The 11,087-nt window shown below is 72.8% G+C and carries 8 protein-coding genes; 4 read left to right on the forward strand and 4 right to left on the reverse strand.

Annotated features, from left to right (window positions below):
• Nucleotides 1-41: 41 nt before the first annotated feature.
• Complete coding sequence (locus ACY34I_RS13085) at nucleotides 42-1,904, forward strand: L-lactate permease (RefSeq protein WP_462755115.1); 1,863 nt, start codon at nucleotides 42-44, stop codon at nucleotides 1,902-1,904.
• A 144-nt stretch (nucleotides 1,905-2,048) separates the two neighbouring features.
• Nucleotides 2,049-4,598, forward strand: coding sequence for a magnesium-translocating P-type ATPase (gene mgtA, locus ACY34I_RS13090; protein ID WP_462755117.1), 2,550 nt, complete (start codon nucleotides 2,049-2,051; stop codon nucleotides 4,596-4,598).
• 135 nt (nucleotides 4,599-4,733) lie between these two features.
• Here the strand turns inward: mgtA and ACY34I_RS13095 are convergent, their stop codons facing one another.
• From ACY34I_RS13095 to ACY34I_RS13105, 3 genes are all read right to left on the reverse strand, one after another.
• A complete protein-coding gene (locus ACY34I_RS13095; RefSeq protein WP_462755119.1) occupies nucleotides 4,734-5,558 on the reverse strand; it encodes an ArsR/SmtB family transcription factor in 825 nt (274 codons plus the stop codon).
• Nucleotides 5,559-5,851: 293 nt separating this feature from the next.
• The gene (locus ACY34I_RS13100) at nucleotides 5,852-6,229 is read right to left on the reverse strand and encodes a hypothetical protein (protein WP_462755121.1); all 378 of its coding nucleotides are present in this window, start codon (nucleotides 6,227-6,229) and stop codon (nucleotides 5,852-5,854) included.
• 9 nt (nucleotides 6,230-6,238) lie between these two features.
• Complete coding sequence (locus ACY34I_RS13105; RefSeq protein ID WP_462755123.1) at nucleotides 6,239-7,096, reverse strand: helix-turn-helix transcriptional regulator; 858 nt, start codon at nucleotides 7,094-7,096, stop codon at nucleotides 6,239-6,241.
• A 144-nt stretch (nucleotides 7,097-7,240) separates the two neighbouring features.
• Here ACY34I_RS13105 and ACY34I_RS13110 point away from each other — a divergent pair, with 144 nt between their 5' ends.
• Together ACY34I_RS13110 and ACY34I_RS13115 are read left to right on the forward strand one after the other, a co-directional pair.
• Nucleotides 7,241-8,932 (forward strand): AMP-binding protein, encoded by a 1,692-nt coding sequence (locus tag ACY34I_RS13110; RefSeq protein WP_462755125.1) that lies wholly within the window; start codon nucleotides 7,241-7,243, stop codon nucleotides 8,930-8,932.
• Complete coding sequence (locus ACY34I_RS13115) at nucleotides 8,929-10,539, forward strand: AMP-binding protein (protein WP_462755127.1); 1,611 nt, start codon at nucleotides 8,929-8,931, stop codon at nucleotides 10,537-10,539. The genes ACY34I_RS13110 and ACY34I_RS13115 overlap by 4 nt, the downstream gene beginning before the upstream one ends.
• A 12-nt stretch (nucleotides 10,540-10,551) precedes the next feature.
• Here ACY34I_RS13115 and ACY34I_RS13120 read toward each other — a convergent pair.
• Nucleotides 10,552-11,087, reverse strand: a 536-nt coding sequence (locus tag ACY34I_RS13120) for a DinB family protein (RefSeq protein WP_462755129.1), incomplete at its 5' end; no start/stop codon positions are given.

Consider the following 11,087-nt stretch of genomic DNA (forward strand, 5'->3'; position numbering starts at 1 on the left):
TCTTGACGCTCACCACCGTCCCAGAAGCGTTGAGGTGACCCATGTTCGACCAGTTCACCGTCGTCACCGACCCGGTCGGTGACTCCGTCGCGCTCTCGGCCATCTTCGCGGTCCTGCCGCTGCTCACCCTCTTCGTCCTGCTCGGCGTGCTCAAGCTGCGCGCCTGGCTGGCCGGGCTGATCTCCCTCGCCGTGGCGCTGGTCGTGGCGGTCGCCGTCTACGCCATGCCAGTCGGGCAGGCGCTGCTGTCGGCGACCGAGGGCGCCGCGTTCGGCTTCTTCCCGATCCTCTGGATCGTCATCAACGCGATCTGGGTCTACAACCTGACCGTCGAGAGCGGACACTTCGACGTGCTGCGCCGCTCCTTCGAGCGGGTCAGCCCGGACATGCGGGTGCAGGCCATCATCATCGCGTTCTGCTTCGGCGCGCTGCTGGAGGCCCTGGCCGGCTTCGGCACCCCGGTGGCGATCACCGTGGTGATGCTGATGGCGCTCGGCTTCCGTCCGATCCACGCCGCCTCGGTGTCGCTGCTGGCCAACACCGCGCCGGTCGCGTTCGGCGCGCTCGCCACCCCGATCGTCACCCTGGCCAGCGTCAGCAGCGGCGCCAACGACGACACCCGGCTCACCGTCGACACCCTCGGCGCGATGGTCGGCCGGCAGACCCCGCTGCTCGCGGTGGTCGTACCGCTGATGCTGGTCGCCCTGGTCGACGGGCGGCGCGGCGTCCGGCAGACCTGGCCCGCCGCGCTGGTCGCCGGACTCAGCTTCGGCCTGGCCCAGTTCGTCGCGGCGAACTACATCTCGGTGCCCCTGACCGACATCGTCGCCGCGCTGGTCTCGGCCGCCGCCGTGGTGCTGCTGGTCCGCGTCTGGCGCCCGCAGACCCCGGCCGATCTGGGCCGCGCGCCGGCCACCGTGCCCGCCGCCCGTGGCCCCGCCGAGGCCGAGCCGGCCGGTCCCGGCCCGGTCCGCGCCGGTCACGCCGCGGGTACGAGCACCGCCGCGCCTGGGCTGGCCGGCTCCGGCGGACAGACCCCACCAAGGGACCCGTGGATCGACGAGAACGCACCCGCCGGCCGACACCGCGCGGACGACCAGGACCTCCCGCCGCGCCCGGCGGACCCGCTCCCGGCCGCCGGCCCCCGGCTCGCCGACACCCCCGTCGAGGTGGCCCGGGCGTACGCGCCCTACCTGATCATCATCGCGATCTTCTCGATCGCCAACCTCGGCCCGGTCAAGTCGGCCCTGGCCGGCGAACCGTGGACGGTCAAGTTCGCCTGGCCCGGCCTGGACATCCTCGGCGGCAACGGCAAGGCGCTCTCCTCGACCACCTTCACCCTCAACTGGCTGCCCGCCGCGGGCACGTTGATGATCCTCGCCGGCGTCCTCACCGCCCTGGTGCTGCGGGTCTCCGCCGGCCGGGCGCTGCGCGCCTACGGGCGCACCTACGCCGAACTGCGCTACGCCATCGTCACCGTGATGGCGGTGCTCGCCCTCGCGTACGTGATGAACCAGTCCGGGCAGACCAACACCCTCGGCGCCTTCCTCGCCGCGGCCGGCGGGGCGTTCGTCTTCCTCTCGGCGATCCTCGGCTGGATCGGCGTGGCGGTGACCGGCTCGGACACCTCGGCCAACGCGCTGTTCGGCGCGTTGCAGGTGCAGACCGCGGCGCGCGCCGGACTGGACCCGGTGCTGCTGGCCGCGGCCAACTCCTCCGGCGGGGTGCTCGGCAAGATGATCAGCCCGCAGAACCTGGCGATCGCCGCCGGCGCGGTCGGCATGGCCGGCCGGGAAGGGGAGATCTTCCGGAAGGTGTTCGGCTGGAGCCTGGTGCTGCTGCTGTTCATGTGCGTGCTGGTCGCGTTGCAGGGCTCCCCGGTCCTCGACTGGATGGTGCCCTGACCGAACGCGGGTCCGGGCGGCGGTCCCCGCGCCCGGACCCGCACCGCCCGGCGGTTGACCGGTTCGGCCGCGTAGCCCGGCCGCCCCTGGATAGCGTCAGGTCACGGGCGGGGCGGTGCCTGCCACGGCGGTCCGGAGGGGCGGGTGGAGTCGGCGAGCGGCCCGCGGGAGCGGACCGGGGCGTTCTGGGCCGGGCCGCTGCCCGAGGCGCTGCGGGCGATCCGGGCCGGCGACCAGGGACACACCCAGGCCGAGGCCGGCCGGCTGCTGCGCGAGCACGGACCCAACCAGGTCGAGGTGGGCCGCCGGCGGGGATGGCGGCTGCTGCTGACCCAGTTCACCAGCCCGATCATCCTGATCCTGCTCGCCGCGACGGTGCTGTCGATGGCCCTCGGCGACCTCACCGACGGAGTGATCATCCTGGCCATCATCGTGGCCAGCGGCGGGCTGGGATTCTGGCAGGAACGCGCCGCCGGACGCGCCGTCGACGCCCTCCAGGCGCGGGTGCGGGTACGGGCGGAGGTGATCCGCGACGGCCGGGAGGTGACCGTCCCGGTGCCCGAGGTCGTCGTCGGTGACCTGGTGGTGCTGCGCGCCGGGGACGTGGTGCCGGCGGACTGCCGGTTGATCGACGCCCAACGGTTGCAGGTGGACCAGTCGGCGCTGACCGGCGAGGCGTTCCCGGTGGAGAAGACGCCGGGGGAGACCCCGGCGGACGCCGACCTGGCCCGGCGGACCAACGCCCTGTGGATGGGTACGCACGCGGTCAGCGGCACCGGGCGGGCCGTGGTGATGCGCACCGGCCGGGACACCGCCTTCGCCGGGGTGGCCGGCCGGGTAGCCGCCCGTCCGGCCGCCACCGGCTTCCAGCGCGGCCTGACCCGCTTCGGGCTGCTGCTGGTCCGCATCATGGTGGTGCTGCTCGTGGCGATCTTCGTGGCGAACCTGGTGCTGGGCCGCCCGATCATCGACTCCCTGCTGTTCTCCCTGGCGCTGGCCGTCGGGCTGACCCCCCAGATGCTGCCGGCGATCGTCGCGGTGAGCCTGTCCGCGGGGGCCCGGATGATGGCCGCCGAGCGGGTCATCGTGAAACGGCTCGAGGCCATCGAGGACTTCGGCGCCATGACCGTGCTGCTGACCGACAAGACCGGCACGCTGACCACCGGGACGGTCACCCTCACCGGCAGCCTCGACGTCCGCGGCCGGCCCGACGACGAGGTGGGCCGCCTCGCCCGGCTCAACGCCGGCCTGCAACGCGGCTTCCACAACCCGATGGACACCGCGATCATGCACGGCCGGCCGGCCGCCGACGAGCACCGCAGGATCGCCGAGGTCCCCTACGACTTCACCCGGCGGCGGCTGTCCGTGCTGGTCCAGGATCACGACACCCGTAAGTTGATCACCAAGGGTGCGCTGTCATCCGTGCTCGACGTGTGCGCCACGGCCCGGACCGACCACGGGCTCGTGCCGCTCGACGAGGTCCGCGACGAGGTGCAGCGGCGGTTCACCGAACTCAGCGCCCGGGGCCACCGGGTCCTCGGCGTCGCCGTGCGACCCCGACCCGACGCGACCACCGCCACCCCGGCCGACGAGACCGGGATGACCCTCGTCGGGCTGCTCGCCTTCCAGGACCCGCCCAAGCCCGACGCTGCGTCGGCCATCGGCCGGCTGGCCCGCATGGGCATCTCCGTACGCCTGATCACCGGCGACAACCGGCACGCCGCCCGCCACATCGCCCGGGAGGTCGGCCTCGCCGGTGAGCCCATGCTCGGCGCCGACATCGCCGCCTGCCCGGACGCCGACCTGGCCGCCCGGGTCGCCGACACCGCCGTCTTCGCCGAGGTCGACCCCACCCAGAAGGAACGCGTCCTGGCCGCGCTGCGGGCCCGCGGCGCCGTGGTCGGGTTCATCGGCGACGGCATCAACGACTCGCCCGCCTTGCACGCCGCCGACGTCGGCATCTCCGTGGACACCGCCGTCGACGTCGCCAAGCAGGCCGCCGCGATCGTCCTGCTCGAGAAGAGCCTGGACGTGGTGGCCGACGGCGTCCGGCTGGGCCGGCGCACCTTCACCAACACCCTCAAGTACATCCGGGTCAACACCAGCGCCTCGTTCGGCAACGTGGTCAGCATGAGCGTGGCCACCCTGGTCCTGCCGTTCCTGCCGCTGCTGCCGCGTCAGGTCCTGCTGCTGAACTTCCTCTCCGACATCCCGTACACCACCGTCTCCACCGACCACGCCGAACCGGAGCAGTTGCAACACCCACGGGCCGTCGACGTCCGCGCGATCCGCCACTTCATGCTGGTGTACGGCCCCATCAGCATCGCCTTCGACCTCGTCGCCCTGGCCGTCCTGCACTGGTGGTGGCACATCTCCACCGACGTCTTCCGGACCGCCTGGTTCATCCAGTTCACCGTCACCGAGATCATCGTGCTGATGGTGCTGCGCACCAACCGGGCCTTCCTGCGCAGCCGCCCGTCCGCCACCCTGCTCGGCACCGGCGCGCTGCTCGCCGCGGTCACCGTGGCCCTGCCGTACAGCCCGCTCGCCCGGCCCCTCGGACTCGCCCCGCCACCGGTCCCGGTGCTCGTCACCCTCGCCGTGCTCGGCGTCGCGTACGTCGCCGTCAACGAACTCACCAAACGCCGGATCCCGCCCGACCACCTGGTCACCAACTCGCGGTCCGGGGGCTGAGCCGCGCGTTCCCAACGGCCCTACCGGGTCCTGGTCCCGATGCTGGTCCGCACCGCCAGCCGGTGAATCTGCTGCCGGCCGGTCGAGGGTGCCGCGACGGGGATGGGCACCCCGACCGGCCGGGCGTCCGCCCGGTCAGCTGGCCGGGACCGCCTCCGGCAGGGGCGCGCCGGTCTCCAGCAGGCTCTTCAGGCTGGCCAGCAGTTCCGGCCAGCCGCCGCTGCCGTCGAGCTGGCCGCTGATCGCCCGGTGCATCTCACTGTCGGGGGAGAAGTCGTCGTGGGTCACGGTCAGCCGGACCGCTTCGCCGTGCGGTACCAGGTCGAAGGTCACCTTCGACCGCCGTTCCCGGAGGCGTTCGGTGAGCTCCTCGTCGGACCAGCCGAAGTGGGCCGCGTGCTCGGGCTGGAAGCTGTGCCAGCTGTAGGACAGCCGCCGGTACGGCTCGGCCACCAGCACCCGCTGGCCGATGTCCTTCGGCTCCGCGTCCGGCGCGTCCTGCCAGAGCACCGGCGACCCGACCCGCCAGTCGGAGACCAGCGCGACTCCGCCCCAGTAGCGGCGGGTGAACTCCGGCTCGATCAGCGCCCGCCAGAGCCGCTCCGGCGTGGTCCGGATGTAGGTGGTGTAGACGAACGTGGGGTTCTCCATGGGCTCCCGCTCCAATGCTGTCTGCAGGTCGGCGAGGGCACGCGCGCGTTCCCGGTGGTAGCGGCCGATCCAGCGGTCGGCGACGGCGTTGATCGGGGCCGCGTTGAGGTGGTGCAGCTTCTCGCGCCCCCGTCGCGTCGTGGTCACCAGCCCGGCCGCCTCCAGCACCGCGAGGTGCTTGCTCACCGACTGCCGGGTCATGTCGAGCCCGGCGCATAGTTCGCGCAGGCTCTGCCCGTTGCGGACGTTGAGGCTGTCGAGCAGCCGACGGCGGCTCGGATCCGCCAGCGCCCGGAACACCTCGTCCACCGCTCACCCACCCTCGATAAAGGCAGCCAAAAGGTTGCCTTTCCTCACCATAGGCAGCCGGATGGCTGCCTGTCCAGCGCGCCGGGCGCACTGCCAGCCGAGGGCTAGCCTCCTAGGATGCCTTAGCGGGTGTGACACCCGGGATGATGCTGCGATCGGCGTCGTAGCAGCGTCAGCGACCCGGGAGACCAAACGCCACCGTGGCGGACAAGCCGAAGGATCGCGACGACCGGATCAACCTCGGTGATCACGCCTCCGGGTAGCCCGCCCCGGTCCCCGGGGCGAGCCCGGAGTCAGCGCTCCGGAACGGGAGCGTCCAGCAGGCCGTCGCGCACCTCGCGACCGGCGAGCGGCTGTTCCAGCCGGATCCGGACCGACCGGGTCTCGCCGAGATCGCTGCCCGACCACGACCAGCGCGAGGGCGGACGCATCGAGACGTGCAGGACGACCGTGCCGGCGTCCTCCCGCGCGGTCGCCCGGTGCAGCACGAAGTCGGGGTGGGTCTCGACGAGCGCGACGATCACGTGGGGATCGGCGGTGCGGTCGTACGCCTGGACGGGCACCCCCTCGGAGGCCGGCCGGAGCAGATCGCGGGCCACCGGCACCGCCCCGATCGCGAGCACGGCGAGGAGCACGAGGGCCCCGGCCCGAGGTCGCCGCCACCGCTTCATCGCCGCCTCCTAGGGGAGCAGTCCGGCCCGGCGGGCCGCGACCACGACTTCCAACCGGGTGTGCGCGCCCAGCTTGCGCATCGCCGAGCGCAGGTAGCTCTTCACGGTCTCCGGGCGCAGCCCGAGTTGCCCGGCAACGTCGGTGTTGGTGCAGCCCAGCGCCACACAGGCCAGCACGTCGGTCTCCCGGGGCGACAGCGCCACCGCCGGGGTGTCGAGCCGGCGGGCGGCGTGGGCGAGCCGGTCGGCCACCGCGTCGAGCCGGTCGCGCAGTTCCGGGTCGTCGATCCGGCGCAGCAGTCCGCGCAGTTCGGCGTGCGCCTGCCGGACCTGCTCCCACTCCGGTCCGGCCGGATCGCGGTCGGGCCGGGGCGGGGCGGCCGGCAGGGTGGCCAGCGCCGTGCGGGCGGCGTCCCGGTCGGCGAGGCGGCGTTCCAGGTCCCGGCCGATGTCCATGGCGGCAGCGACCAGGCGGTCGCCGAGGGGCAGCCGTTGGCGTACCGCGCCGTAGAGGACGGCGCGCACCTCGCGGCGTACCACCACGGGCACGGCCACCACCGAGCGCAGCCCTTCGGCGGAGACCGGTACGTCGTACTCGTGGCTGATCGAGCGGGCCGCCGGGTAGTCGTCGACCCGCAGCGGCAGGCCCAGCGCGAGGGCCTTCCCGCCCAGCCCGGCGCCGGCGGTGATGGCCAGCCCGCGCAGCGCCGCCGTGGTGGTGCCGGCCAGCTCGGTGATCGTCATCCGGGGCGGCCCGCCGGGCTGCACCAGCCCGCCGAAGGCGACCGGCAGCCCGGTGCCGCGGCGCAGGGTCAGCAGGGCGCCGCGGACCTGGTCGGCGTCGTCGCGCGGATACAGCTTCGCCACTGTCGCCACCTCCCCGGCTCCACCGGGTGGTCCCGCCACCCCCATCCGGGGGTAGTGAGACGTATGTCACCCGACTGAGGATCAGCCTACTGCGCGCGGCGGCGTCCCCTCGCCGCACGTTCGGGCGTGAAGGGAGGACACCCCATGGCCACCACCGGCACCGACGCCTTCCGCGCGGCGCGCGATCTGCTGCTCGCGCACCGCGAGGACCCCGACACCGCGTACGCGACATTCCGCTGGCCACGACTGGACGAGTTCAACTGGGCGCTGGACTGGTTCGACGTGCTCGCCGCGGACAACGACGACACCGCACTCTGGATCGTCGAGGCCGACGGGGGAGAGGGCCGCTGGTCGTACGCGGAGCTGTCCCGCCGCTCGAACCGGGTGGCGAGCTGGCTGCGCGCCCGGGGCGTGCGGGCCGGGGACCGGCTGATCCTCATGCTGGGCAACCAGCTCGAACTCTGGGAGACGATCCTGGCGGCGATCAAGCTGCGCGCCGTGATCATCCCGGCGACGCCGCTGCTGGGCCCGGCGGACCTGGCCGACCGGCTGGTGCGCGGCGCCGCCCGGCACGTGGTGGTTGGCGCCGAGCACACCGGCAAGTTCACCGCGCTGCCCGGCGACTACACGCGGATCGCGGTCGGCGCACCGGTCGACGGCTGGCACGCCTACGCCGACGCGTACGACGCGTCGGACGTGTTCTTGCCCGACGGGGTGACCCGGGTGGACGATCCGTTGCTGCTCTACTTCACCTCCGGCACCACCGCGCGGCCGAAGCTGGTCGAGCACACCCACGCGTCGTACCCGGTGGGGCACCTGTCGACCATGTACTGGATCGGGCTGCGCCCCGGCGACGTGCACCTGAACATCTCCTCGCCGGGGTGGGCCAAGCACGCCTGGAGCAGCGTGTTCGCGCCGTGGAACGCGGGTGCCACGGTCTTCGTCTACAACTACTCCCGCTTCGACCCGGCCGGGCTGATGGCGGCGATGGACCGGTGCGGGGTGACCAGCTTCTGCGCGCCGCCGACCGTGTGGCGGATGCTGATCCAGGCCGACCTGACCCAGCTGCGGACCCCGCCGCGCAGCGTGGTCGGTGCCGGGGAGCCGCTGAATCCGGAGGTGATCGAGCAGGTCGAGGCGGCCTGGCGGGTCACCGTCCGGGACGGGTACGGGCAGACGGAGACCACCGCGCAGATCGGCAACCCGCCCGGGCAGCCGGTGCGACCGGGCTCGATGGGGCGTCCGCTGCCCGGGTACGTGGTGACTCTGGTCGACCCGGTGACCGGCGAGCCCGGGGACGACGGGGAGGTCTGCCTCGACCTGGCGGACCGGCCGACCGCGCTGATGGTCGGCTACCACGGCGACGAGGAGTTGACCGCCACCGCGATGCGGGACGGCTACTACCACACCGGGGACATCGCCTCCCGGGACGCCGACGGCTATCTGACGTACGTGGGACGCACCGACGACGTGTTCAAGGCCTCGGACTACCGGGTGTCGCCGTTCGAGCTGGAGAGTGTGCTGCTGGAGCACGAAGCGGTGGCGGAGGCGGCGGTGGTGCCGTCGCCGGACCCGGTGCGGCTGGCGGTGCCGAAGGCGTACGTGGTGCTGGCCGAGGGGTGGGGTGCGGACGAGAAGACCGCGGCGGCGATCTTCGCGCACTCGCGGGAGCGGCTGGCGCCGTACCTGCGGGTGCGCCGGTTGGAGTTCGCCGAGCTGCCGAAGACCATCTCGGGGAAGATCCGCCGCACCGAGCTGCGCGCCGCCGAGCGGGACAAGTACGCCGGGGCCGAGGCGCGGCCGGCCGGCGAGTACCGCGAGGAGGACTTCCGGTGAGTCTCCCGTCGTATGCGAGCGGGGTCTCCGACGCCCCACTGCTCGGTGACACCATCGGCGCGAACCTGGCCCGCGCGGTCGAGGCGTACCCAAAGCGGGAGGCGCTGGTCGACTGCCCGAGTGGCCGGCGGTGGACGTACGCCGAATTCGGCGCCGCGGTGGGTGAGCTGGCCCGCGGCCTGCTCACGGCGGGGGTGGGCAAGGGCGACCGGGTCGGCATCTGGGCGCCGAACTGCCCGGAGTGGGTCCTCGTCCAGTACGCGACGGCGACCACCGGCGCGATCATGGTGAACATCAACCCGGCCTACCGGCGGCACGAGCTGGAGTACGTGCTCAACCAGTCCGGGGTGGGCCTGCTGGTCTCGTCGCCGGGCTACAAGACCAGCGACTACCGGGGCATGGTGGAGGCGGTCCGGGAGGACTGCCCGGGGCTGCGCCGGGTCGTCTACCTGGGCGAGCCGAGCTGGGACGACCTGGTGGCCGGTGGGGCATCGGTGCCGGCGGACCGGCTGGCCGCGCGGGCGGCGGAGTTGAGCTGCGACGACCCGATCAACATCCAGTACACCTCGGGCACCACCGGGTTCCCGAAGGGCGCGACGCTGTCGCACCACAACATCCTCAACAACGGCTACTTCGTGGGGGAGCTGGTCCGCTACACGGAGGCGGACCGGATCTGCCTGCCGGTGCCGTTCTATCACTGTTTCGGCATGGTGATGGGGAACCTGGCGGCCACCAGCCACGGCGCCTGCATGATCATCCCGGCGCCGACCTTCGACCCGGCCGCGACGCTGCGCGCGGTCGCGACCGAGCGGGCCACCTCGTTGTACGGGGTGCCGACGATGTTCATCGCCGAGTTGGGCCTGCCCGACTTCGCCTCCTACGACCTGTCGTCGCTGCGGACCGGCATCATGGCCGGCTCGCCGTGCCCGGTGGAGGTGATGAAGCGGGTCATCACCGACATGCAGATGGCCGAGGTGGCCATCTGCTACGGCATGACCGAGACGTCGCCGGTGTCCACTCAGACCCGGCACGACGACGACCTGGACCGGCGGACCGCCACGGTGGGGCGGGTGCTGCCGCACGTGGAGGTGAAGGTGGTCGACCCGGCGACGGGGGTGACCGTGCCGTGCGGCGAGCCGGGGGAGCTGTGCACCCGGGGCTACTCGGTGATGCTGGGCTACTGGGACGAGCCGGAGAAGACCGCCGAGGCGATCGACGCGGCGCGCTGGATGCACACCGGCGACCTGGCGGTGATGCGCGACGACGGTTACCTGACCATCGTCGGCCGGATCAAGGACATGATCATCCGGGGCGGGGAGAACGTCTACCCGCGCGAGATCGAGGAGTTCCTCTACCGGCATCCGAAGATCGCCGACGTGCAGGTGGTCGGCGTCCCCGACGAGCGGTACGGCGAGGAGGTCCTGGCCTGTGTGATCCTGCGCGACGGGTACGACAACCTGACCGTCGAGGAGGTGGCCGAGTTCTGCCGGGACCGGCTCGCCCACTACAAGGTGCCCCGGTACGTGCGGGTGATGGACGCCTTCCCGATGACGGTCAGCGGCAAAGTCCGCAAGGTCGAGCTGCGGCGCCTCGGGGTCGCCGGGTGACCGGCACGCCGGTCACTCCCCGGTGCGTCCGTCGATCAGCTCGCGGACGACATCGAGGTGACCGGCGTGCCGGGCGTACTCCTGCAGCACGTGGAAGAGGATCGTTGCGAGGGTTGGCCGGTTGGCCTCGTCGGTGAACCGGCCGCCCAGCGCGGCGGGGGTGGCCAGCGGGGTCGCTTCGACGATCTCCCGGGTCCGTGTCCCGCCTCGGCGCAGCGCGGCCGTCAGGTCGGCGAGCGTCTCGTCCGGGGCGACGTGCCAGCGGTCGTCGGCCCGGTCGCCCCACGGATCCGGCACCGGCTCGCCGAGGAACCCCCAGACCAGCCAGCGCCGCTCCATGTAGATCAGGTGCTTCACCAGCTCGGCCGGCGTCCAGCCGGAGGGCACCCGGGCGGTCCGGGCCTGCGCGTCGGTCAGCCCGGCGAGCCGGTCGGCGACGGTGTCCCGGTAGTAGTCGAGATAGGTGAGGAAGAGGGCGGGCACGTCCGACGACGGGCCGGGCTCGGGGAACGGTACGCGCATGCCCGGCAGTATGCCCGCCGATCGTC

It is taken from the genome of Micromonospora sp. RTBAU3-60 (genome assembly GCF_054963695.1).